The 23,312-nt window shown below is 69.4% G+C and carries 21 protein-coding genes and 1 pseudogene; 17 read left to right on the forward strand and 5 right to left on the reverse strand.

The window, feature by feature from the left end:
• Positions 1–39 precede the first annotated feature (39 nt).
• The 5 genes from AC1G9L_RS04850 (at position 40) to AC1G9L_RS04870 (ending at position 4,987) form a co-directional block, all read left to right on the forward strand.
• Positions 40–1,464: a nicotinate phosphoribosyltransferase gene (locus tag AC1G9L_RS04850; RefSeq protein WP_019800461.1), complete on the forward strand. Its 1,425-nt coding sequence runs from the start codon at positions 40–42 to the stop codon at positions 1,462–1,464.
• Positions 1,465–1,473: 9 nt separating this feature from the next.
• Positions 1,474–2,580, forward strand: a complete 1,107-nt coding sequence (locus AC1G9L_RS04855; RefSeq protein WP_481070387.1) for a hypothetical protein — start codon at positions 1,474–1,476, stop codon at positions 2,578–2,580.
• Entirely contained in the window at positions 2,573–3,622 is a 1,050-nt protein-coding gene (locus AC1G9L_RS04860) for a DNA methyltransferase (RefSeq protein ID WP_481070388.1), read from the forward strand. The genes AC1G9L_RS04855 and AC1G9L_RS04860 overlap by 8 nt, the downstream gene beginning before the upstream one ends.
• A gap of 124 nt (positions 3,623–3,746) precedes the next feature.
• Positions 3,747–4,487 carry a DUF2242 domain-containing protein gene (locus AC1G9L_RS04865; RefSeq protein WP_481070389.1) on the forward strand — a complete coding sequence of 247 codons (741 nt, stop codon included), beginning with the start codon at positions 3,747–3,749 and terminating at the stop codon, positions 4,485–4,487.
• Between the two features lie 131 nt (positions 4,488–4,618).
• Positions 4,619–4,987 carry a glycine zipper 2TM domain-containing protein gene (locus AC1G9L_RS04870; protein WP_048492391.1) on the forward strand — a complete coding sequence of 123 codons (369 nt, stop codon included), beginning with the start codon at positions 4,619–4,621 and terminating at the stop codon, positions 4,985–4,987.
• Positions 4,988–5,132: 145 nt separating this feature from the next.
• Here the strand turns inward: AC1G9L_RS04870 and AC1G9L_RS04875 are convergent, their stop codons facing one another.
• Positions 5,133–6,023 carry a TIGR01777 family oxidoreductase gene (locus tag AC1G9L_RS04875; protein ID WP_019801153.1) on the reverse strand — a complete coding sequence of 297 codons (891 nt, stop codon included), beginning with the start codon at positions 6,021–6,023 and terminating at the stop codon, positions 5,133–5,135.
• A gap of 183 nt (positions 6,024–6,206) precedes the next feature.
• Here AC1G9L_RS04875 and AC1G9L_RS04880 point away from each other — a divergent pair, with 183 nt between their 5' ends.
• Together AC1G9L_RS04880 and gnd are read left to right on the forward strand one after the other, a co-directional pair.
• Positions 6,207–7,517: a hypothetical protein gene (locus AC1G9L_RS04880; protein ID WP_481070390.1), complete on the forward strand. Its 1,311-nt coding sequence runs from the start codon at positions 6,207–6,209 to the stop codon at positions 7,515–7,517.
• A 70-nt stretch (positions 7,518–7,587) separates the two neighbouring features.
• The gene (gene gnd, locus AC1G9L_RS04885) at positions 7,588–8,532 is read left to right on the forward strand and encodes a phosphogluconate dehydrogenase (NAD(+)-dependent, decarboxylating) (RefSeq protein WP_019800530.1); all 945 of its coding nucleotides are present in this window, start codon (positions 7,588–7,590) and stop codon (positions 8,530–8,532) included.
• 10 nt (positions 8,533–8,542) lie between these two features.
• On the opposite strand, the gene AC1G9L_RS04890 is transcribed toward gnd, so the two are convergent.
• Entirely contained in the window at positions 8,543–9,583 is a 1,041-nt protein-coding gene (locus tag AC1G9L_RS04890; protein ID WP_481070391.1) for an oxidoreductase, read from the reverse strand.
• Between the two features lie 144 nt (positions 9,584–9,727).
• On the opposite strand from AC1G9L_RS04890, the gene AC1G9L_RS04895 reads away from it, so the two are divergent.
• The 5 genes from AC1G9L_RS04895 to AC1G9L_RS04915 all read left to right on the forward strand — a co-directional run bounded on the left by AC1G9L_RS04895 (position 9,728) and on the right by AC1G9L_RS04915 (position 14,647).
• Positions 9,728–10,144, forward strand: coding sequence for a BON domain-containing protein (locus tag AC1G9L_RS04895; RefSeq protein ID WP_019801294.1), 417 nt, complete (start codon positions 9,728–9,730; stop codon positions 10,142–10,144).
• A 164-nt stretch (positions 10,145–10,308) separates the two neighbouring features.
• The gene (locus AC1G9L_RS04900) at positions 10,309–10,677 is read left to right on the forward strand and encodes a hypothetical protein (protein WP_209246250.1); all 369 of its coding nucleotides are present in this window, start codon (positions 10,309–10,311) and stop codon (positions 10,675–10,677) included.
• Between the two features lie 200 nt (positions 10,678–10,877).
• The gene (locus AC1G9L_RS04905; RefSeq protein WP_019800340.1) at positions 10,878–12,689 is read left to right on the forward strand and encodes an ATP-binding protein; all 1,812 of its coding nucleotides are present in this window, start codon (positions 10,878–10,880) and stop codon (positions 12,687–12,689) included.
• The gene (locus AC1G9L_RS04910; RefSeq protein ID WP_010343137.1) at positions 12,686–13,126 is read left to right on the forward strand and encodes a response regulator; all 441 of its coding nucleotides are present in this window, start codon (positions 12,686–12,688) and stop codon (positions 13,124–13,126) included. Before AC1G9L_RS04905 ends, AC1G9L_RS04910 begins: the two co-directional genes overlap by 4 nt.
• Before the next feature lie 6 nt (positions 13,127–13,132).
• Entirely contained in the window at positions 13,133–14,647 is a 1,515-nt protein-coding gene (locus AC1G9L_RS04915) for a response regulator (RefSeq protein ID WP_481070392.1), read from the forward strand.
• A gap of 178 nt (positions 14,648–14,825) precedes the next feature.
• Here the strand turns inward: AC1G9L_RS04915 and AC1G9L_RS04920 are convergent, their stop codons facing one another.
• Positions 14,826–15,665 (reverse strand): proteasome-type protease, encoded by an 840-nt coding sequence (locus AC1G9L_RS04920; protein WP_010343139.1) that lies wholly within the window; start codon positions 15,663–15,665, stop codon positions 14,826–14,828.
• Between the two features lie 95 nt (positions 15,666–15,760).
• Here AC1G9L_RS04920 and folK point away from each other — a divergent pair, with 95 nt between their 5' ends.
• On the forward strand, positions 15,761–16,249 hold the full coding sequence (folK, locus tag AC1G9L_RS04925) for a 2-amino-4-hydroxy-6-hydroxymethyldihydropteridine diphosphokinase (RefSeq protein WP_019800338.1): 489 nt from the start codon (positions 15,761–15,763) through the stop codon (positions 16,247–16,249).
• Between the two features lie 168 nt (positions 16,250–16,417).
• Here folK and AC1G9L_RS04930 read toward each other — a convergent pair whose 3' ends face one another.
• A complete protein-coding gene (locus tag AC1G9L_RS04930) occupies positions 16,418–17,152 on the reverse strand; it encodes a pteridine reductase (RefSeq protein WP_019800337.1) in 735 nt (244 codons plus the stop codon).
• A gap of 54 nt (positions 17,153–17,206) precedes the next feature.
• On the opposite strand from AC1G9L_RS04930, the gene AC1G9L_RS04935 reads away from it, so the two are divergent.
• From AC1G9L_RS04935 to AC1G9L_RS04945, 3 genes and pseudogenes are all read left to right on the forward strand, one after another.
• Positions 17,207–18,391, forward strand: coding sequence for a class I SAM-dependent methyltransferase (locus AC1G9L_RS04935; RefSeq protein ID WP_481070393.1), 1,185 nt, complete (start codon positions 17,207–17,209; stop codon positions 18,389–18,391).
• Complete coding sequence (locus AC1G9L_RS04940) at positions 18,391–18,792, forward strand: VanZ family protein (RefSeq protein WP_481070394.1); 402 nt, start codon at positions 18,391–18,393, stop codon at positions 18,790–18,792. The genes AC1G9L_RS04935 and AC1G9L_RS04940 overlap by 1 nt, the downstream gene beginning before the upstream one ends.
• A gap of 268 nt (positions 18,793–19,060) precedes the next feature.
• Positions 19,061–19,663: pseudogene (locus AC1G9L_RS04945) on the forward strand (expansin EXLX1 family cellulose-binding protein); the annotation flags it as partial.
• Positions 19,664–19,769: 106 nt separating this feature from the next.
• Here the strand turns inward: AC1G9L_RS04945 and AC1G9L_RS04950 are convergent.
• Entirely contained in the window at positions 19,770–22,403 is a 2,634-nt protein-coding gene (locus AC1G9L_RS04950; RefSeq protein ID WP_481070395.1) for a TonB-dependent receptor, read from the reverse strand.
• Positions 22,404–22,847: 444 nt separating this feature from the next.
• On the opposite strand from AC1G9L_RS04950, the gene AC1G9L_RS04955 reads away from it, so the two are divergent.
• Complete coding sequence (locus AC1G9L_RS04955; protein ID WP_481070396.1) at positions 22,848–23,117, forward strand: hypothetical protein; 270 nt, start codon at positions 22,848–22,850, stop codon at positions 23,115–23,117.
• The last annotated feature ends 195 nt before the right edge of the window (positions 23,118–23,312 follow it).

Below are 23,312 nucleotides of genomic sequence, written 5' to 3' on the forward strand. Positions count from 1 at the left end.
CAGACCGCCGGCTTTCCCAGACGCGAAGGAGCTTCCGTCATGCAATGCCTGAACAACCTGCTGCTCAACACCGACAGCTACAAGGCCAGCCACTGGCTGCAGTACCCGCCCGGCACCGACGCCACGTTCTTCTATGTGGAATCGCGCGGCGGCGTCTACGACCGCACCGTGTTCTTCGGCCTGCAGTCGATCCTGAAGGAGGCGCTGGGCCGCCCTGTCACCCATGCCGACATCGACGAGGCGCGCGACCTGTTCGCCGCGCATGGCGAGCCGTTCAACGAGGCCGGCTGGCGCGACATCGTCGACCGCCTCGGCGGCCAGTTGCCGATCCGCATCCGCGCCGTGCCCGAGGGCAGCGTGGTGCCGACCCACAATGCGCTGATGACCATCGAGTCCACCGACGCGCAGGCCTACTGGGTGCCGTCGTACCTGGAGACGCTGCTGCTGCGCATCTGGTACCCGGTGACCGTGGCCACGGTGAGCTGGCACGCCAAGCAGACCCTGCGCCAGTTCCTGGAGCGCACCAGCGACGATCCGGACGGGCAGTTGCCGTTCAAGCTGCACGACTTCGGCCCGCGCGGCGTGTCCAGCCTGGAATCGGCGGCGATCGGCGGCGCGGCGCATCTGGTCAACTTCCTCGGCACCGACACCGTGTCCGGGCTGTTGCTGGCGCGCGCGCACTACCACGAGCCGATGGCCGGCTATTCGATCCCCGCCGCCGAGCACAGCACCATCACCAGTTGGGGCCGCGAGCGCGAGGTCGATGCGTACCGCAACATGCTCAAGCAGTTCGGCAAGCCCGGCGGCGTGGTCGCGGTGGTGTCGGACAGCTACGACATCTTCCACGCGATCCGCGAGCACTGGGGCACCACGCTGCGCGAGGAGGTGATCGCCTCCGGCGCCACCGTGGTGATCCGCCCGGACTCCGGCGATCCGGTGGCAGTGGTGCACCAGTGCCTGGAACTGCTCGACGAGGCGTTCGGCCACAGCGTCAACGGCAAGGGCTACAAGGTGCTCAACCACGTGCGGGTGATCCAGGGCGACGGGGTCAACCCGACCAGCATCCGCGCGATCCTGGAGCGCATCACCAGCGCCGGCTACGCCACCGACAACCTGGCCTTCGGCATGGGCGGCGCCTTGCTGCAGCGGCTCGACCGCGACACCCAGAAGTTCGCGTTGAAGTGCTCGGCCGCGCGCGTCGACGGCCGCTGGATCGATGTCTACAAGGATCCGGTCACCGACAAGGGCAAGCTCAGCAAGCGCGGGCGCATGCGTCTGCTGCGGCACCGCGAGTACGGCAGCTACCGCACCGAGCCGGTGGCGCCAGACGCGGTGTCGGCCGAAGCGGTCGCCGGCCCGGCCGGCTACGACGATGCGATGGTCACCGTGTGGGAGAACGGCCGCCTGCTGCACGACTGGACCTTCGCCGAGGTACGCGAGCGCGCGAACGCCGCGCGCCTGTAGGAGGCGCTCATGCATGCGTCCCTGCCGAGTCCGCCGCCATTGAGCGGCGGCTCGCCGCTGTTCGCCGCGCTGCGCGCCAGCACCCCGCACCTGGAATGGCGGGTGCCGGCCGCGGCGGATGCCTCGCGCTGGCGCCAGCAGCGCATCGGCGCGCGCGACTATCGCGTGGCGCAGCCGGTCACCTTCACTCCTTACGCGTCGGTGCGGCCATGTTCGGCGCGCTGCCGCTTCTGCTCGGAAACCCTGCGGCCGCAGGCCGGCGGCACCGCCGCGGCCAGCCTGCGGCCGCCGCCGGACTACTTCGCGCAGTTGCGCCAGGCGCTGGCGCGACTGCGCGGGCTGCCGCTGTCGCATTCGCTGTCGGGATTGGAAATGACCGACGACGAAGACTGGTTCGTGGAACTGCTGCAGACCCTGGGCGCGGCCGAGCGCGAGGGACTGCTGGTCGAGCAGCGGGTGCTGTACAGCAATGGCGCCGGCTTCGCCCGCGGCCGCGGCGACGCGCTGCTGCATGCGTTGCAGCGCTTCGGCCTGTCGTGGATCGAACTGTCGCGGCACCATCCGCAGCAGTCGCACAACGATGCGATCATGCGCTTCCGCGATGGCGAAGCGATTGCCGACGCGGGCGTCTTCGTCGCCACCGCGCAGCGCATCGCCGAAGCGCTGCCATTGCGCATGGTGTGCATCCTGCAGCACGGCGGCATCGCCGATGCCGACGGCGTCGCCGCCTACCTGGACTGGGCGCGCGCCTGTGGGGCGCGCACGGTGATCTTCCGCGAGTTCTCCCGGCTCGGCGATGGCTACCGCGATGGCGGCACCGCGCGCTATCTGACGCAGGCGCGGGTCGCGGTGGAGCAGGTGCTCGGCGCCTGCATGGCTGCGCCGTGGTGGCGCACGCTGCAGCCGCTGCAGATCACCGAGGGCTACTACTTCTGGAACCTGCGCCTGGCCACCGCCGACGGCATGGAGGTGGTGTTCGAGACCTCCGACTACGGCGCGATGCACGCGCGCCACGACAGCGGCGACATCTACAAGCTGGTGTTCTTCGCCGATGGACGGCTGTGCGCCGGCTGGCAGCCGGACCGCGATCTGCTGTGGCGGGCGCCGCATGGATAGCCGCAGCTGGTGGACGCCGTCGCCGGATCCGCCGGAACATCGGCTGCCGGAGGACCTGCGCCAGCGCGACCCGCTGGGCGCGCGCGACTGCGGCTGGGTCGGGCAGATGCGTCCGTTCGTGCGCCATTTCAGCGCGCCCGGCGCACGCGTGCTGGATCCGTTCTGCGGCTTCGGCAGCACGCTGCTCGCGGCCGAACTGGAAGGCCGCCACGGCGTCGGCCTGGAGATCGACGCGGCACGTGCGCGGCTGGCGCGCGAACGGCTGCAGCGGCTGGGCCTGCACGCCGAGGTGCTGGACGGCGGCTTGCCGCACTGCGCGCCATCCGCGCCGGTGGACCTGTGCCTGACCAATGTCCCGTACTTCGGCTGCGCCTGGCCGGCTGAGGCAGGGGCCGGTCAGCTCTACGCCAGCGCCGACTACGCAGGCTATCTGCACGGCCTGCGCGCGGTGTTCCATGGGGTGCGCCGCCACCTGCGCGAGGACGGCTTCTGCATCGCGATGGTGGAGAACGTCCAGCTCGGCGAGGCCACGGTGCCGCAGGCCTGGGACCTGGCGCGGATCCTGGGCAGCCTGTTCGTGCCCTGTCCCGAGCGGGTGCTGTGCTACCCGCGCGAGACGGCGCAGCCGCTGGCGCCAGGCGACACCCGCAACGATCGCAGCCATGAGTACGCGCTGATCTTCCAGCACCGGCGCCAGCGCATCGATCTGGCGGGCACGGCGCAACTGCTGGCGGCCCTGCGCGCCGACGGTTTCGCCTTCGCGTTGTACGGCAGCTATCCGCGCTGGCTGGCCGATCCGGCGGCGGCGCCGCGCCTGCCCGGCGACGTCGATCTGCTGCTGCCGCGCGACCTGGACGGCCTGCTGCGGCTGCTCGACTGGCTGCGCGCGCGTGGCTTCCTGCTGAGCCTGTGGGGCGAGCCGCTGGCGGCGCCGCCGACCCTGCAACTGCTCGACGCCCATCATTACCTGCGCGCCGAACGCCGCGCCGGCGACGGCGGCCTGCTGCGCGTGGACCTGGCGCTGGAACCCGCCGCTGCCTGACCCGGCGGCGGCCGGGCCGCGTGTCTCGCTAACCGCGGGATGAGCGGCCGCGGCGGCGTCAAGGCCGCGCCGACGCGCTTGCGGCTATCCTTTGCCGCGGTTCCCTCTCTCCGGTCAACGGCCTATGTCCGCTCCCTCCAAGGTTCTCGCCATTCCCGCGCTCGCGCTGATCGCGATCGGCCTGAGCGGCTGCTTCGCGCGCAAGCAGGACGGCCTGGTGAAAGAGACCTTCAACTCCGACAACACCTATTCGCGCAACTATCCGGTGCAGCCGGCGCAGGCCTGCGAATCGGCGCGCCGCGCGCTGCTGAGCCAGGGCTACGTGGTGTCCAAGGCCACCGCCGATGCGGTGGAAGGCACCAAGAATTTCCAGCCCAGCGACGAATTGCACGAGCAACTGGAACTGCGCGTGTCCTGCGTGGCGCACGGGCAGAACGAATCCTGGGTGTTCGTCAGTGCCTTGCAGGACCGCTACGCGCTGAAGAAGAGCCCGACCTCGGCCAGCGTCGGTGTCGGCGTACTCGGCTCGGTGTCGCTGCCGATCGGCAGCAGCGACGACTCGATGGTGCGGGTCGCCAGCAGCACCGTGCAGGACGGCGACTTCTACAAGCGCTTCTTCCAGTTGATGAGCGAGTACCTGCCCAAGAGCAAGCCGGCACCGGCGCCGCCCGCGCATCCGCCAGCGCCTGCGGCGATGGCTGCACCGGCACCGGCACCGGCAGCACCGGCAGCGGCCGCGTCGACCGAGCCGTCACCGACGCCCGCCGCGGTGCCCACGCCGCCGCCGGCACCCGCATCGACCACGGCAGCGCAGCCGCCGGCCACGACGGCACCGGCAAGCAACGAACCCGGTGGCGCCGACTGATTCAGGCGCTGCTGCAGAAGCTGAATGCGGCCGATTTCGCTTCACGAACCATTCGCGAAGTCGGTGAGAAGGTGGCGCCCGTCGAGAGCGCGGTGCTTGTGCATCGGCTCCGCCACCCAGGAGCAATCAGCATGAACACTCTCAAATCCGCCTTGTGTCTTTCCGTGCTCGCCATCGCCACGGCCGCCGCGCCGCTCGCCGAGGCGCAGCGCCATTACGGTCCCGAGGACAATGGCCGCCGCTTCAGCGACGGCACCCGCGTGCACTGCAAGAAGGTCGCCGTGCGCAAGAACAGCACCGACCCGGACCGCATCGGCGGCACCCTGGCGGGTGCGGCGATCGGCGGCCTGCTCGGCAACCAGATCGGCAAGGGCGATGGCCGCAAGCTGGCCACGGTCGGCGGCGCGGTCGCCGGTGGCGCTACCGGCCGTTACATCCAGGGCCAGCGTCAGCAGGCCAACGGCAACCGCGTGGTCGAGACCGTCTGCAAGCGCTACTGAGTCGCGGCTGCGTCGTGTCGTTCGGCGTCTGCCGCCGACCTGACGACCTGACGACGTGATACAGCACGCCCCGGCGGAGGCCTCCGCCGGGGCGTTTTCATTTCGGGGTTAATTGCGACGTCGCGCGATGCGGCGTCGCGGCAGCTCAATCGGCGAGCAGGTCGCGCAGCGCCGCGTCCAGCTGCGGATAGCGGAACACATAGCCCTCGCGCTGCGCGCGTGCGGGCAGCACGCGCTGGCTGCCCAGCAACAGCTCGGCCATCTCGCCGAAGCCCAGGCGCAGCGCCGCCGCCGGCATCGGCAGCAGCGCCGGACGATGCAGGGTCGCGGCGAGTTGCTGCGCGAAGGTGGCATTGGTCGCCGGTGCCGGCGCCGTGGCGTCGTAGGCGCCTTCGCCGCCGTGCTGCAGCAGCCACAGCAGCAGCCCGACCTGATCGTCGCGGTGGATCCAGCTCATCCACTGGCGGCCATCGCCCATGCGTCCGCCCATGCCGAAGCGGAACGGCAGCAGGATCCGCGCCAGCGCCCCGCCGTCGCGGCCCAGCACCACGCCGGTGCGGACCAGGCTGGTGCGCACGCCCAGGTCCTGCGCGCGCAACGCTTCGGCTTCCCAGTCGCGGCACAGCTCGGCGGAAAAGTCGTCGCCGGGCGTGCTGGCTTCGTCCAGGACCTCGTCGCCGCGATCGCCGTAGTAGCCGATCGCCGAGCCGGAGATCAGGCAACCGGGGCGCCGCGCGGCGTCGAGTCCGCGCATCCAGTCGAGCAGGGCGCGGGTGGTGCCGATGCGCGAGGTGCGGAAGCGGCGCTTGCGGGTGGCGCTCCAGCGTCCTTCGCCCAGCGGTTCGCCGGCGAGGTTGACTACCGCATCGGCCGGTCCGGCACGCCGCAGGTCGTCCAGCGCCTGCACCGCCGGCAACAGCCGTGCCGCGCGCGCCGGGTCGCGGGTGAGCACGCTGACCGTGTGCCCGGCGTCGAGCAGGGCAGGGCACAACGCGCGGCCGATGAATCCGGTGCCTCCGGTAACGAGCACGTGCATGCAGGGGATCGCTTGCGCCAAGGGAGCCGCAGTGTAGGTGCGCCGGGCATGGCGGAAGAGTGAATGCCGGGCCGCCGGTGCGGTGGCGGTGGGTTTCGCGACGCCTGCACGGGCGCGGCGGCACGCTGCGCGGGCGCCGCCGCCGCGTGGCCAACGGAAGCTCCTGTTCGCGATGTCCGCTCCATGATCCGACCACCGAGGTTCGCTTGCCTGCCGCGTCTGCGCCGCGGCGTCGGCGTGCTGCTGGCCGCGCTGCTGGCCGGTACCGCGGCGACGGCCGCGCCAGCGCCGGCCGACCAGGCCAGCGCCGCCTGCCTGACCGTCCTGCTGGAGCGGCTCGGCTGGCGCATCGGCAGGACCGCCGACGCGCAGCCACACATCGCCGCTGGCGCGCCCTGCGAACGCGGTTCGCTGGCCGAGGCGCAGGCGCACGGCGATCTGCAGGCGGCCTTGCCCGCCGGCTGGAGCGACGCGCAGCGGCAGCAGGCGCTGCGCGCCTTGCTGGACGCGCCGGCGACGCAGTGCGGCTATTTCCTGCAACTGGGCGCGGCTACCACGCGTGCGGTCGCGCGGCTGCAGGACAACCCCGGCTATCGCTTCTCCGCGCTGCAACTGGGCTGGATCGGCTTCGGCCTGCGCGGCGCGCACGCGCAGGGCTGGGAGCGCTTCCGCAGCTTCGGCCGCGGCTATCGCCCGGCAGGCGGCAATGCGCAGGCGATCGAGGCGTTCTACAGCGGCCACGTGCGTTCGGAATGCGGCGTCGGCCGGCAGATCGCGCAACTGGCCACGCAGCGCGAACTGTATGGCGATGCCGCGTTCGATCGTGCGTTCAGCGCCGACGAGCTGTCGATCGGCACCTTCCTGACCCTGCACGACACCGACAGCATCCTGCTCGGCGCGCACGCCGGCGAGTTCTTCGCGGACGGCAAGGCGGCCAGGACCGCGCAGCGCGGCCGTGCCGCCTTCCTCGGCGCGCCCGGCTACATCGTGCACGTGTTCGAGCGCCGTTACCTGGACGACATCAACAACCAGGCGGAAAACTTCGTGGTCGCCGCGGTCAGTGCCGAGGCCGCGGCGTCTCTGCGCGCGCATGGTGGCTTCGCGCACTACGACGGCCAGAACCGGCGCATCTGGGAACTGGCGCAGGCGCTGCGCGGTCCGGGGCGGGAGCGCTTCGAGCGCCTGCTGTACGCGCGCGACCCGGCGCTGCGCGCGCGCCTGGATCCGGCCCAGCAGGCGGTACTCGCGCAACTCGACGCCTTGCTCGACGATCCGTTCTACCGGGGCTTTCAGGTCTACGTGCATCCCAAGGGCGTCAAGCCGATCGGTTATCACGTGGTGCGGCTGCTGGATCGCAATCCGCGCACCCCGTTCGCGATCGAGCTGACCCTGCACAACCTGCACACCACGCTGTACCGCCGCTGGCGCGACCTGCAACTGCACGACTGCGCACAGGCGTCGCGGTCGGCGCGTGCCGATGTGCCGGCGCCTTAGCTGCGCGTCACGTCGGCGCCGCCGCTTCGTGAGACCCTAACCCTCCTTTTTTTCGAACCGGGAACGACGCATGGAACTGGGACTTGTAGGCTTGGGCCGGATGGGCGCCAACATGGCCGAGCGGCTGGTGCGCGGCGGGCATCGCGTGGTCGGTTTCGACCTGGGCGAGGCCGCGCGCAGTGCGGCGCAGCAGCGCGGGGTGGAAGCGGTCGACAGCATGGCCGCGCTGATCGCGGCGCTGCCGGCGCCGCGCGCGGTGTGGCTGATGGTGCCCGCCGGCAAGGTCGTCGACGACACCCTGGCGGCGCTGCTGCCGCTGCTGGGCAAGGGCGACGTAGTGATCGACGGCGGTAATTCCTACTACAAGGATTCGATGCGCCGCGCCGGCGAACTTGCCGCGCACGGCATCGCCTATGTCGACTGCGGCACCAGCGGCGGCGTGTGGGGGCTGCGCGAGGGCTACAGCCTGATGATCGGCGGCGACACCGCCGCGGTGCAGCGCCTGCACGACGTGTTCGCGACCCTGGCGCCGGCGGCCGATGCCGGCTGGGGACATGTCGGCCCCAGCGGCGCCGGCCACTTCACCAAGATGGTCCACAACGGCATCGAGTACGGAATGATGCAGGCCTATGCCGAAGGCTTCGCGCTGATGGGGCGCAAGCAGGAATTCGCACTGGATCTGCACCAGGTGGCCGAGGTCTGGCGCCAGGGCAGCGTGGTGCGTTCGTGGCTGCTGGACCTCTGCGCCGATGCGCTGGGCGACAATCCGACCCTGGCCGGCATCGCGCCGTTCGTCCAGGATTCCGGCGAAGGCCGCTGGACCGTGGCCGAGGCGATCGACCTGGACGTGCCGGCGCCGGTGATCACCCTCTCGCTGCTGGAGCGGCTGCGCTCGCGCGACGACGATTCGTTCGCCGACAAGCTGCTGGCGGCGATGCGCAACCAGTTCGGCGGCCATGCGATCAAGCACGAGGGCGGCGCCGCACCCGCGCCGGGCGGCACGCGTCCGGCCTGAGCCGCGACGCTCAGTCCAGCGCCACGCTGCAACCGGAGGCGGCGCTGTGCACGCCCGCCTCCAGCAGGCGCATCACCGCCAGCGCCTGCGCCGCATCCACCGGCGCAGGCCCGCGCCCGGCCAGCGCCTCGCGAAACGCCGCATAGCAGTCGCGGTAATCGCCGCGATGCGCGGGCAGCGTCTGCACGGCATGGGTGCCGTCGGCGCCGACCAGGCGCAACTGGCCGGGCAGGGGATCCTCGCCCCAGCCGGGCGCGCCCGGCGCGACCCCGGCGCGCAACTGCGCTTCCTGCGTGTCCAGTCCATGCTTGAGATAGCTGCCGGCGGTGCCGTGGAGCGCGAAGCGCAGGCCGTTCGCGGCGACCAGCGAACCGGCATGCAGCACCACCCGCAGCCGCGGATAGCGCAGCACCGCGTGCACGTAATCGACCGTCTGCGCGCCGGGGCGCTGCAGCGCCAGGTCGGCCTGCAGCGCCTGCGGTGGACCGAACAGTTGCAGCGCCTGGTCGAGCAGGTGCGGCCCCAGGTCGAACCATAGCCCCGAGCCGGGGAGTGCGTGCTCGCGCCAGCGGTCGACCACCTGCAGACGATGGCGGTCGAAGTGGGAATGGAATTCGGCGATCTCGCCGAGCGTGCCGGCCTCCAGCAGGGCGCGGACGCCCAGGAAGTCGCCGTCCCAGCGCCGGTTCTGGAACACGCTGACGATGCGGCCGACGCGTTGCGCCTCGTCGAGCACCTGCTGCGCCTCGGCCAGGTCCAGGGTGAACGGCTTGTCCACCAGCACGTGCTTGCCCTGGGCCAGGGCGGCCAGCGCCAACGGCGCGTGGGTCTGGTTGGGCGTGGCGATCACCACCGCATCGATCCGCGGATCGGCGAAGGCCTGCGCCGCATCGGCGACCACGTGCGCGTGTGGCCAGGCCGCGTTCACCGCCTCGGCCTGGCGCGAGACCACGGTGTGCAGATGCAGGCCGGGCGTGTGTGCGATCAGCGGCGCATGGAAGGTGCGGCCCACGTAGCCGAAGCCGAGCAGGGCGAGATTGAAGACGGGCATGGGCGCGGGCGGAAGCGACGGGCACTCAGTATCGCCCGGCCCCTGTCCGCGGGTTGCGCATTCACGCTGCGGCGATTCCGTGGTCACGCTGCCTGTACGACGACGTGGTGGAGACTGCGCGCACATTCAGCGGAGGAAGACATCATGAAGACGATCAACGCACGCACCCTGCTCGGCGCCACCCTGGTGGCCGGTTTCGCGTTCGGCGCCGGCCAGGCGTTCGCCGCCGGTCAGGCCACCGGTGCCAAGGACCACGGCACCATGGGCCAGCAGGACACCATGCAGCACGACACCACCGCCCACGACGCCAGCCGCCACGACTCCAAGGAGCCGGTCACCGACACCTGGATCACCACCAAGGTGAAGGCCGATCTGCTGGCCACCAAGAACGTTTCGGGCACCGAGATCAAGGTCGATACCGTCAATGGCACGGTCAAGCTCTCGGGCGCGGTCGCGACCAAGGCGGAGAAGGACAAGGCCGTGGCGGTCGCCAAGAAGATCGACGGGGTCAAGAAGGTCGATGCGACCGACCTGAAGGTCAGCGCCGCCGCCAAGAAGTAAGCATTGCGCTCCGCGGCCGCGGGTGGGGATGCGACGAGGCGCCCCACCCGCGACAGCCGGCTCGCGACGCACCCTGCGGGGTGCGTTTTTTTTTGGAAGCTCGAAATTGGAGACGCGCATCGCATTTCGCGTCGCTTTGACACCGGCTCAGACATCATGCCTTCATGTTCGTCAACGGATCACGCGCGATGTTGGAGACCCAAGCCCACCCAGCCGCGAGCCCTGCGGCGGCGGCGGCCGAAGCGCTCGGCGCCGCGCTGTCGAGCCGTGGCGCCCAGCCGTCGCTGTTGCTGCCGGCCGTGCGCAGGCTCGAGGCGCAGTTGAGCATGTTGCTGACCACCTTTCATGACGACGCCGGCTTCTGGCCCGCGTTCTCCGTGCTGATGCAGGAGCTGGATCAGGGCCTGAGCCTGTCCGAGCGCCGGCGCCTGCACAGCCACGCCGATTTCCTGCTGGTGCGCGCCGGCATGCCGGCCTGGACCTTGGTCGGCGCCAATGCCGGTTCCGCCCCGCCCTCGGCGCGCCGGCCCTGAGCGCGGTGTGTGCGGGGGGGCGCGTGCGGGCGGCCACATGCCGCCCGCTTCGTCGTGCGCGTGCACTGGGTTAGAGTCATTGCCGATGCCGCGATCGGGGTGTCGCGCTTCCGCTGAATAATTCATCTGCTGCCGGGGAAGATGGGCGACAATGCGCGCCCGCGATGGCCGCAGCCGTTCCTTCTTTTCACGCATCCGCTATGCAGACCATCGCCAAACACGATGCTTGGGACCGCTGGCGCCTGCCGCTGCTGGCCTTGGCCGTCGTCCTGATCGTCATCCTGCCCTCGCTGCTGCTGCGGCAGATGAATGCCAGCACCCTGCGCGCGGCCGACTGGGTGGTGCACAGCCAGGAAGTGACCGCCACCCTGAACGGGATGGAGGCGGATCTGCGCGACATGGAGTCGGCGGCGATGGCGATGTCGCATGGCGTGCAGTCGCCGATCCTGACCGCGCGCATGGAGCAGTCGCGCAAGTCGCTGCAGCCGACCCTTGCGCACCTGGCCGAGCTGACCCGCGACAATCCGGACCAGCAGGTCCGCGTCGGTCGCCTGCAGAGCACGCTGGAACGGCGCGGCCTGATCGCCGAGCGGATCGCGCAGACCCGCGATCCGGAGCGGATCCGCGCCCTGATCCAGGACATGACCGCCGACAACCCGGTGCGCGGCCTGATCAACGAACTGCAGCGGCGCGAGGACGACCTGCTGGTCGAGCGCACCGCCGACGCCGATCAGCGGCGCATGCTGGCTTCCGCTGTCAGTTGGGCCTCGCTGGTGGTGCAGCTGCTGCTGTTGGGCCTGGTGATCTGGCTGCTGCAACGGCAGATCGGCCGGCGCCTGGACGCCGAGCGCGACATGTTGCGCGCCAACGGCCGCGCCGCGGCCGTGCTGCAGACCGTGCGCGAGCCGATCGTGCTGCTCGACAACGGGCAGCGCATGCTGATGCACAACACCGCCTTCGCCGAGCTGTACGGCATGGACCTGGCCGATCCGCCGAGGATGCTGACCGAGGTCGGCGACGGCGTCTGGCAGGATCCGATCATCGCCCAGCGCCTGGCCGACGTGCTGCTGCGCGGTCGCGAATTATGGGATTTCGAGCACGAACAACTCGGCGCGGACGGCGTACCAAGAACCATGCTGCTGAATGCGCGGCGCATGCCGCTGCCGGACAGCGAGGATGAAGTGGTCTTGATGACGGTCAGCGACATCACCCTGCAGAAGAGCGCCCAACAGCGCATCCAGGAGCTGAACCGGCAACTGGAAGGCAAGGTCGAGCAGGTGTCGGAGGTCAACCGCGAACTGGAGGCGTTCAGCTACTCGGTCTCGCACGATCTGCGCGCGCCGCTGCGCCACGTGGCCGGCTTCGCCGACAAGCTGGTGCGCCACCTGGGCGATGGCGCCGACGAGAAGAGCCGGCACTACCTGGAGGTGATCGGCACCTCGGCGCGGCGCATGGCCTCGCTGATCGACGACCTGCTGGTGTACTCGCGCCTGGGCCGCAGTGCGCTGCGCCTGCAGGCGGTGGACATGCAGTCGCTGGTGGCGGAGACGCGTTCGGTGCTCGACGCCAACTACCAGTCCGACCATGGCGACAGCGGGCATCGCATCGAATGGAGCATCGCGCCGTTGCCGATCCTGGTCGCCGACGAAAACATGATGCGCCAGCTGTGGCTGAACCTGCTCGGCAATGCGGTCAAGTACAGCGCCAAGCGCGAGGTCGCGCAGATCGAGGTCGGCTACCAGGTGCAGCCGGACGGCAGCCATCACTTCAGCGTGCGCGATAATGGCGCAGGCTTCGACATGACCTACGCGGCCAAGCTGTTCGGCGTGTTCCAGCGCCTGCACAAGGCCAGCGAGTATTCCGGTACCGGCATCGGCCTGGCCAGCGTGCGCCGCGTGCTGGCCCGCCATGGCGGCCATATCTGGGCCGAGTCCGCCCCCGACCAGGGCGCCACCTTCCATTTCGTTTTGCCCCCGGCGCCCGAAGCGTCCTCTACCGAGTTCATTGCATGACCGCCATCCGCACCATCCTGCTTGCCGAAGACAGCCCCGCCGATGCCGAAATGGCGGTGGATGCGTTGCGCGACGCGCGTCTGGCCAATCCCATCGTGCACGTCGAGGACGGCGTGGAGGCGATGGACTACCTGCTGCGCCGCGGCGCCTATGCCGACCGCGAGGAAGGCCTGCCGGCGGTGCTGCTGCTGGACATCAAGATGCCGCGCATGGACGGCCTGGAAGTGCTCAAGCTGGTGCGCAGCGAGGAATCGCTCAAGCGCCTGCCGGTGGTGATCCTGTCGTCCTCGCGCGAGGAAAGCGACCTGGCCCGCAGCTGGGACCTGGGCGTGAACGCGTATGTGGTCAAGCCGGTGGACGTGGACCAGTTCTTCACCGCGGTGAAGACCCTGGGCACCTTCTGGGCGCTGATCAATCAGGCGCCGGACAAAGAGTAAGCGCGCATGCCCACCACCGGCCCCAGGCTTGGCCCGATCCGGATCCTCATGGTCGAGGATTCGCCGGAGGATGCCGAGCTGCTGTCCGACCAGTTGCTGGACGCCGGCCTGGAGGCGACCTTCCGCCGCGTGGAAAGCGAGCCGACCCTGCGCGAGGCGCTGGGCGAGTTCGCCCCGGACATCGTGCTGTCGGACCTGAGCATGCCCGGGTTCTCCGGGCACGAGGCGTTGCGGGTGGTGCGCGAGGACGGCAACGCGGTGCCCTTCATCTTCGTCTCCGGCACCATCGGCGAGGAGACCGCGGTGGAGGCGCTGCGCGACGGCGCCAACGACTACATCATCAAGCACAACCCGACCCGCCTGCCGTCGGCGGTGGCGCGGGCGATCCGCGAGGCCCGCACCGAACGCGAGCGGCAGCGGGTGGAGCGCGAGCTGATGCGCGCGCAGCGGCTGGAGAGCCTGGCGCTGCTCGCCGCCGGCCTCAGCCACGACCTGCGCAACATCCTGCAGCCGCTGCTGATCGTGCCGGAACTGATCGTCGGTCGGAGCGACGATGCGCAACTGCGTCACCTCGCCGACGTCATCGCCGAGTGCGGCCGGCGCGGCCACGAAATGGCCGAGTCGATGCTCTCGTTCGTGCGCGGCTCGCGCACGCCGAGCGAGCGGGTACGCATCGCCGAGCTGTTCCAGGCGGTACAGATGCTGCTCAAGAGCAGCCTGCCGGAGCGGGTGACGCTGCAGGTGGACGTGGCCGATGCGGCGCTGTCGATCGAGGCCAACTACACCGAACTGCAGCAGTGCCTGCTCAACCTCGGCCTCAACGCGATCCAGGCCATGCCCGACGGCGGCCAGCTGAGCTTCTCGGCGGCGCCGGCGATCGGCGCCAACGGCAGCGAGCAGGTGCGCATCCTGGTCCGCGACAGCGGCATCGGTATGGACGCGGAGACCCAGGCGCGGCTGTTCAGCCCGTTCTTCACCACCAAGCCGGACGGCACCGGCCTGGGCCTGATCTCGTGCAAGCGCATCGTCGAGAGCTATGGCGGCCGGATCGGCGTGGACAGCACGCCGGGCGAGGGCACCTGCTTCGAACTGCTGCTGCCGCTGCGCGCGCCGGCGCCGTCGACCGAGCCGGAGCTGTCGCTGCCGATGGGCAAGGGCCAGCGCGTGCTGCTGGTCGACGGCGAGGCCACGCGGCTGTCGCTGCTCGGCAATGCGCTGTCCAGCCAGGGCTACCTCCCACAGCTGGCGTCCGATGGCGCTGCCGCGTTGCGCGACGTCGAGGAGCACGGCCTGCCGGACCTGGTGATCGTGGACAGCGACATCATCCTGCTGTCGGCGTTGCGCCTGTTGCTGGTGCTGCAGGACCTGGGCTACCAGGGCCCGGCGATCGTGCTCGAGGACACCGGCACCACCCTGGAGCGCGACCACTTCCCCGCCGACATCGCCGTGCACGTCCTGCGCAAGCCGCTGGAAATGCAGCGCGTGTTCCGGGCTGTGGCGCATGCCCTCGAAAGTGGTTGAGGCGCTGGGAATCGGGAAGTCGGGATTGGGGATTTGGGATTCGGGATTCGCTTAGGGCAACAGCAACAGCCGTGGCCCCTTCGCGCGCGAAGCGCAGCGGCGCTCTAAGCGCGTTGTGTCAGCTACCCAGAAACCCGCTTTTGCGAATCCCGAATCCCGATTCCCCAATCCCAGCCTTTCACTGCTGCGCCGACTGGTCTTCCGGGTCGCGGCGGGCGGGGGAGCGGCGGGGAGGCAGGGGCGGCAGGGCGTCGCGGGCTTCGGTGTCGTGGCCGGCGGCCAGGGCCGGTTCCCAGGGGAAGCGCGGCAGGGTGCGCACGGCGTTCTCCAGCTTGCGCGACCAGGTGTCGTGGATCTCGGCGTACAGCGGGGTGTCGGCTTCCAGGCGCATGCGCTCGGTCACGCGCAGGTCGTTGCGGCGGATCAGCGCCAGGTCGATCGGCATGCCCACCGACAGGTTGGAGCGGATGGTCGAGTCCAGCGACACCAGGGCGGTGCGCGCGGCATCTTCCAGTTGCATCTCAGAACGGATGATGCGGTCCAGGATCGGCTTGCCGTACTTGGATTCGCCGATCTGCAGGTAGGGCGTCTCCGGCGAGGTGGCGATGGCGTTGCCGAGCGGGTAGATCATGTACAGGCCGGGGCGTTCGCCGGCGATCTGCCCGCCCAGGATCAGCGTCGACTGCACGTTGACGCCGCTGTGCTGGGACTGCTCGGAGAGCTTGATCTGGCTGGAGGCCAGCACCTCGCCGACGTACTCGGCCACCTCGAACAGGTGGCGGAAGCTGCGCAGGCTGCGCGGCGCCTCCGGATCCTCGGCGTCGCGCTGCAGGCGCGAAATGGTCAGCTGGGTGGTCGCCAGGTTGCCGGCCGACATCAGTGCGAACACCGCCTGGCCCGGGTACTCGAACACGTGCAGCTTGCGGTGCACGCGGACGTCGTCCAGCGAGGCGTTGGTGCGGGTGTCAGCGGCGAAGACCAGGCCTTCGTCCACTTCGATGCCGACGCAATATGTCATGGCGATGCCGAAACCGGGTGCATCTGGATTCTATGCGGGCTGGCGCGGGCTGGCTAGCCGTTGACGCTCGGCGCCGCGGCATGCGCGAATAGTGCATGACCACCGTGCTTCTGAGCCTGGGCAGCAATCTGCGCCCGCATCACCACCTGGCCGCGGCGATCGCGGCGCTGCGCCGGCAGTTCGGCGCGATCGCGGTGTCGCCGACCTATCGCACCGCGGCGGTCGGTTTCGACGGGCCGGCGTTCCTGAACAATGCGGTGGCGCTGCAGACCGACTGGGAGCTGGCGCCGCTGGACGACTGGCTGCATGCGCTGGAGGACGCGCATGGCCGCGACCGCAGCGGCCCGCGCTTCAGCGACCGCACCCTGGACATCGACGTGGTGTTCTATGGCGACCGCATCGTCGAAGGCCCCGGCCACCTGCGCATCCCGCGGCCCGAGCTGCGCCACGCCTTCGTGCTCAAGCCGCTGGCCGACATCGCTGCCGATTTCGTCGATCCGGTCAGCGGCCAAACCCTGGGCGCGCTATGGCAGGCGCATGCGGAGCATGGGAAGGTGTTCGAGGTGGTGGAGTTGGATGAGTAGCCGGGATTAGGGATTGGGGATTGGGGATTCGCTGTGAAGCAGGGATTCGGGATGTAGGGATTCGGGATTCGCCAGTGCGGTAAGCGCAACGACGTTCAAGCGGGCGCGCTCAGGTCGCGTCAACCCGCTTTTGCGAATCCCCAATCCCGAATCCCGAATCCCGGCCCCTCACATCAACCCACGCCCGCCATCCACCCGCACGGTCTGCCCGGTGACGAAGCTGGCGTCGTCGAGCAGCCAGCGCACGGTGTCGGCGATTTCCTCGACCTGGCCGGTACGCGCCAGCGGGGTGCGTGCCAGCAGGGCTTGTTGTGCGGCGACGTCCTTGCCGGCGTCGGGCCACAGGATCGCGCCGGGGGCGATGGCGTTGACGCGCACCTGCGGTGCCAGTTCCAGCGCCAGCGAGCGGGTCAGCATCGCCAGGGCGGCCTTGGCTGCGCTGTACAGCGGATGCGCGCGCAGCGGCGTTTCCGCGTGCACGTCGGTCATGTTGACGATCGCGCCGCCGTGCTGACGCAGCTGCGCGGCCGCGGCCTGCGCCAGGAACAGCGGCGCGCGCGCGTTGACCGCGAACAGGTCGTCCCATTGCGCTGGTGTGGCCTCGTGCAGCGGCGTGGGATAGAAGTTGGAGGCGTTGTTGACCAGCGCGTCGAGCCGGCCGAAGCGGGCCACGCACTGCGCCACCAGGTCGGGTAGCCGCGCGGTGTCGCGCAGGTCGGCCTGCAGCGTCAGCGTGCTGCCGGCGCGCTGGGATTCCAGTTCCTGTGCCAGCGCCTGCAGTTCGGCCTGCGAGGTGTGCGCATGCAAGGCGAGGTCATAGCCGGCCGCGTGCAGGCGCCGGGCGATGCCGGCGCCGATGCGCCGCGCGCTGCCGGTGATCAGGGCGACTTTGGTCTGGGTCATGTACGGGTTCCATGCTCGGCTATGCTGTGCATTGTCCACGCAATCGCGCAGCGCATGCCCACTGACCTTCCTTTGCCCGATGCCACCGCGCTGGCCCACAGCGATCGCCTGGCCGCGCACATGCGCGCCGAGATCGCCGCCGCTGGCGGAGCCATTCCGTTCTCGCGCTTCATGGAGCTGGCGCTGTACGCGCCCGGTCTGGGCTACTACAGCGCCGGCAGCAGCAAGTTCGGCGAAGAGGGAGATTTCGTCACCGCGCCGGAGCTGGGGCCCTTGTTCGCCGCCACCGTGTCCAATGCGTTCGCGCCGGTGCTGCAGCAACTCGGGCCGCAGGCGCGCATGCTGGAAGTGGGCGGCGGCAGCGGCGCCTTCGCCGAGGTCATGCTCAAGCGCCTGCTTGCGATGGATGCGCTGCCCGAGCGCTACGCGATCCTGGAGCCCAGCGCCGATTTGCGCGAACGCCAGCGCGAGCGCCTGGCGCGCACGTTGATTCCGCCGGTGTTCGACCTGGTGGAATGGCTGGACCGGCCGTTCGACGACGACTGGAACGGCGTGCTGTTCGCCAACGAGGTGATCGACGCCCTGCCGACGCCGCGCTTCGCGCTGCGCGACGGCGAGGTGTTCGAAGAGACCGTGACCTTGGACGGCGAGGGCCGCTTCCGCCGCGGCGAGCAGCCGGCCGATCCGCTGCTGGCGGCGGCGGTGCGGCACCTCGAGCGTTATCTGCAGGCGCCGTTCGCCGACGGCTACCGCTCAGAACTGCTGCCGCAGTTGCCGTACTGGATCCAGGCGGTGGCCGGCGGCCTGCGCAGCGGCGCGATGCTGTTCGTGGATTACGGTTATCCGCGCCGCGAGTTCTATCTGCCCGAGCGCGACGACGGCACCCTGCGCGCGTTCTACCGGCATCGCACGCATGCCGATCCGTATCGCTGGCCGGGCCTGCAGGACCTGACCGCGTCGGTGGACTTCACCGCGCTGGCCGAGGCCGGCACCGGGGCGGGGTTCGACCTGGCCGGTTACTGCAACCAGGCCAGCTTCCTGCTCGGCAACGGCCTGGACGCGCTGCTGGCCGAGGCCGAGGCACGCAGCGACGAGGCCGCGCGGCTGCGCCTGCGCCAGCAGGTGAAGCGGTTGACCCTGCCCAGCGAGATGGGCGAGCGTTTCCAGGTGATGGGCTTCGAGCGCGAGGTGTCGCTGGCGCCGGCGTTCCTGTCCGGCGACCTGACCTGGCGGCTGTGATGACGGCAGTGCGCGACTTTCGTTGGCCCTGGCTGTGGCTGGGGCTGTGGTGGCTGGGCATCGTGGTGCTGATCTCCGTGTGCATGATGCCGCACCCGCCGCAGTTGTCGGACCTGCCCGACAGCGACAAGGCCGAGCACTTCATCGCCTACCTGCTGCTGGCCGCCGCGGCCGTGCAGGTCTATGCCGGGCCGCGCGCCTGGACCTGGGCGGCGCTGGGCCTGCTGGCGCTGGGCGTGGGCATCGAATTCGCGCAGGGCGCCTGGACCACCACGCGCTCGGCCGATCCGCTGGATGCCCTGGCCGACGCCTTGGGGGTAGCGGCCGGCATGGCCACCGCGGCCACGCCGTGGCGCGATCTGCTGTGGCGGCTGGAGCGCGGCAGCCTGCGCCGTCGGTGAGCGCGGCGGCGGCGCGGTCTACGCCGTCGGCCAAACGCCGGATTTCCCGGCCGCGCGCAAGGCGCGACAGGCGCGCCGCGTCCTAGAGTGCCGGCGCCGGGCACCCCGCCCGGTCGCCGCGCGGCGACTCCGCGCGTCCGTGCAGGAGAGAACACGCATGCAAGCACGACAGTCCACCCGTGCGGCGCGCGGCGCCGGCCTGTGCGCCGCGCTGTGCCTGGCGCTCAGCGCCGCGCCCGCCAGCGCCGCCTGGAACGATCTGTGCAGTGGCACCGCCACCTACACCAGCTCCGGCTATTCCGGTGGCGCCTTGCTGCTGGATCCCATCGACCCGACCGCCACGATCACCGCGCTGAACCCCAATCAGCTCAACTATGGCGGAATTCAGGCGGCCCTGGCCGGTGCCTATCTGCAGGTGCAGGGGCCGCGCGGCACGGTCACCGTGTACGTCACCGACCTGTATCCGGACGGCGCCGACTGCGGGCTGGACCTGTCGCCCAATGCCTTCGCCGCGATCGGCGACACCAGCGCCGGGCGCATCCCGATCCGCTGGCAGGTGGTGGCCGCGCCGGTCACCGGCAACGTGGTGTACCGGATCAAGGAAGGCAGCTCGCAATACTGGGCGGCGATCCAGATACGCAACCACCGCTATCCGGTGGTGAAGTTCGAATACAAGAAGAACGGCGACTGGGTCAGCCTGCCGAAGACCGCGTACAACCATTTCGTCGGCGAGCAGATGGGCGCGCAACTGCTGGAGATCCGCCTGACCGACATTCGTGGCCAGGTGGTCACCGACACCCTCGGCGCGCTGCCCAGCCAGGGCGACAAGGGCGTGTACTTCGCCGACGGGCACGTGCAGTTCCCGAAGTGAAGCGCGTCCGGGCATGCGCCGGCGGTCGCGCGCCGGCGCTGCTTGCACTGGTATGCGCGCGCCTGCGTCGCGGCGATGGCGCCGCAGCGCAGGCGAAGCCTCGCGCTCAGAACTTGAAGTGCACCGTCGCCATGTAGCGGCGGCCGTTGTGGTAGCGCCCAACCGGGTGGTCCTTGTCGCCCAGGTACTGCAGGTACTCCTCGTCCAGCAGGTTCTGCGCGTCCAGCTGCAGCGACCACTGCGCGTTGATCGCATAGCCCACGCTCGCGCCCAGGTCGGTGTAGTCGTCGACGCTGGCCGGCGCGGCGCCGGCGACGTAGCCGCCGGCCAGGTAGCTGTCGCGCCAGTTCAGGCTGATCCGCGCGTTCCACGGGCCCTTCTCGTAGTACGGGCTGAAGGCGACGCTGTTGCGCGACTGGTAGGGCAGCGGGTTGCCGCTGTTGTTCTCGCCGCTGGCGTAGGTGTAGTTGGCCGACAGGCCGAAGCCGCTGTCGCCGAACGGCTGCTGGTAGGCCAGGGTGAAGCCCTTGACCTTGCCGGTGCCGGCGTTGCGCGGGCGCTGGATGCTGTAGTCGCAGTAGCCGTCGGCGGTACAGCCGTTGCTGCCGAGCATCTGCGCCCAGGTCTGCGGCGAGGTGTCGCGGATCGCGTTGTACTGGCGCTCGATGGTGGCCGAGGTGTCGATGTAGTTGTCGATCTTCTTGTAGAAGACCGACCACGCCACCACTGCCTGCGGGGCGAAGTAGTACTCGGCCGAGAGGTTGAAGTTCCACGATTCGTACGGCGACAGCTCGGCATTGCCGCCGCTGCCGGTGAGCGTGGTGTCGTTGAGGAAGGTGTTGTTGACCATCTGGTTGTACGGCGCCCAGGCGATCACCTTGCCGGCGCCGAAGCGGAACACCCAGTCGTTCTCGGCGTCGTAGGCCAGGTTCAGCGACGGCAGCAGGAAGTGTTCGGTCTTGGTGCGGGTCTGCCACTTGCTGTCCAGGTCCTGCAGCGTCGGCGTGCCGCTGTAGACGAAGCCACTGCCTTCGGTCTTGGAATCCACGTAGCGCAGGCCGAGGTTGCCGCGCAGGCCGGCATTGGAGAAGTTCAGCTGCACGTAGGCGGCGTTGTTGGTCTGCTGCAGCGCCCAGGTGTTGTTGAGGTAGCTGGACGGATCCGGGTTGGCGTAGTCGACCGGGCTGTTGCGGATCCAGTCGATCACGTTGCCGCGCCCGGCCTGCACGTGCTGGCCGTGGTCGGGATAGAACCCGCGGATGTCGGTCAGGCCGATGGTGCCGATGTCGGCCAGCGTGCCGGGGGTGACGCCGCCGTAGACGTTGAGCGCGAAGTCCTCGTCGTGCTTGCCCTGGCGCACGCCGACCAGCAACTGGTTGAACACGCCGTCGAACTGCAGCTCCAGGTCGAGCTGGCCGTAGCGGTCCTTGCTCTGGGTGGAGAACACGCCGTTGTTGCCGATCCAGCCGCCGGCCGAGCCCCAGTTGGCCGGGTTGCGCGCGGCGGTGGGATCGTCGAAGCGGATGCCGCGGTCCAGATCCCAGCGGAAGCCGCCGTTGTAGAACGGTTCGATGAAGTATTGCGCCAGGTCGTCGTTGTCGGACTTGCTCTGGCCGAGCTGGCCGCGCAGGGTCCAGCGTTCGCCGCGATAGGCGCCGCGCAGGTCCAGGCCCTTGGTGGTCACCTGCGACTGGCGCACGTTGTTGTCGTAGATCACCGTGCCGCCGCCCGCGTTGGCGTTGGCGCTGGAATGGCCGCTGCGGACCACGCCGTTGCGCACGTCGCCCAGCGCGTCGACCGCGGCGACGGTGCCCGGATTCCAGGTCAGGAAGCTGTACATCGACTGGTTGTAGTTGTCGAAGTCTTCCTTGATGTACAGGCCGCTGAGGTTGAACTCCAGCGCGTCGCTGGGCTTGAGCTGCAGGTTCACCACTGCGCTGTCGCGCTTGCGGTCCTGCTGGAACCAGGCGGCGTTGATCGAGTTGGGCACGTCGGCATCGGCAGGCACGCCGCTGGCGTTGGCGAAGCTGCCGGCCTTGGCGTAGCCGAACACCTCCAGGCCCTGGCGGTCCACGCGTTCCTCGTAGTGCTGCGCGGAGACCGCCACGCCGAAGGTCTCCTGCGGATTCTTCCAGCTGTACAGCAGCGACGCGTTGGGCTTGCCCTCGCTGGCCTGCTGGCTGTAGCTGTAGCCCACCGAGCCGGCGATCTCGTTGGCCTTCAGGTCCAGCGGCTGGCGGCTATGCATCAGCACGGTGCCGCCGAGGCTGCCTTCGGTCAGCCGCGCTTCGGTGGACTTGACGATCTCCGCGCGGCCCAGGATCTGCGGCGACAGCAGGGTGTAGTCGAAGCCGCGGTTGGGCTGCTCGCCGTACAGCCAGATCGCCTGCGCCACCGGGTGGCCGTCCAGGAACGACAGGTTGAGGCTGGGATCGGTGCCGTCGATGCTGACCCGCTCGCCCTGGCCGAAGCGGCGGTCGATGGTGACGCCGGGAATCTGCGCGAACGCTTCGGCGACGTTGGTGCTGGGAAACTTGCCGATGTCCTCGGCGGTGATCGCCTCGGACACGGTGACGTTGTTGCGCTTGGTGTCCAGCGACTTTTCCAGGCTGGCGCGGATGCCGACCACCTGGACCGCGTCCAGATCGGTGGCGGCGGAGTCGGCCTGCTGCGCCTGCGCGGCGAAGGCGAGGACGCTGGCGGCGATGGCCGCGGACAAGACGGAACGGCGATATTGCATGATGTCTCTCCCTCATCATTCAATGGATCAACGCGATTGCGCGGACGGTGCGCCGCGCGCCGGAGTGGCCTGTTGCCTTATTGCCTGTGGTGCGGATGCGGGCTGGAGTGCCGGGTGTTGCGAAACGTGGAGGCCGTCCCGTGTTGCGCGGAAGGGCAGGGGCTGCCGGTGCGGTGCGCACGTGCATGCGTGGCCGGCCTTGGCGCGTGCAGGGTGGTAGGGCGGTCACCGGAGACGGCGATCAGCGAGGCCGCCCATCGCGGTCGATCGGACCGTGCTGCGAGAGCGGCGCGGCGCAGCAACAGCCGCAGTGGACTGGGCGCGGCATGCGCGCTCGGCAACGGCTGTGCTTGGTCATGCCATGAAGTGCCGCGTGCGACACGCGACGCGTGCGAACGGATCATTGCGATCACATGCCTCCCTTGGCCCCGCTTTCGCGCCGCAATGCGCGGCTACACCCCCGTGTGCGCCGATTCTTACGAGCCCATGACAACGATGTCAAGCCTTGCCGCGAAAATTTGTCTGGTTCTGGTCTTTTCGCTCAATATCGGCAGTGGATCCCGGAAAGGATGCGCCGTCGGCATAAAAGTCATTATTTTTCAATTATTTGTGCAAGAGCTCCGCGCAGCGCGCCACCTTGCGCAAATGAGAATGCAATGCGCTTATGCGGCGATGCACAAAATTGGTCTCGTTGTCACAATTGGTGCGGCATAGGTATCGTGACAACGATGCGTGAACAATGCCGCGCGAGAAATATTTTTCTCATGAAAGCGATTGATCTATAAGAAATTTAATCGCTTCAACGCACAAGTCCAGGGGTCATTCTTCGATTTCGTGCGGTGTGGCGTTGACACAATCTTTCTAAGACCATAAGAATCGAAGCGCCTGGAATTGGTCCTTGCCAATTCG

Source organism: Xanthomonas sp. NCPPB 1132 (genome assembly GCF_056629235.1).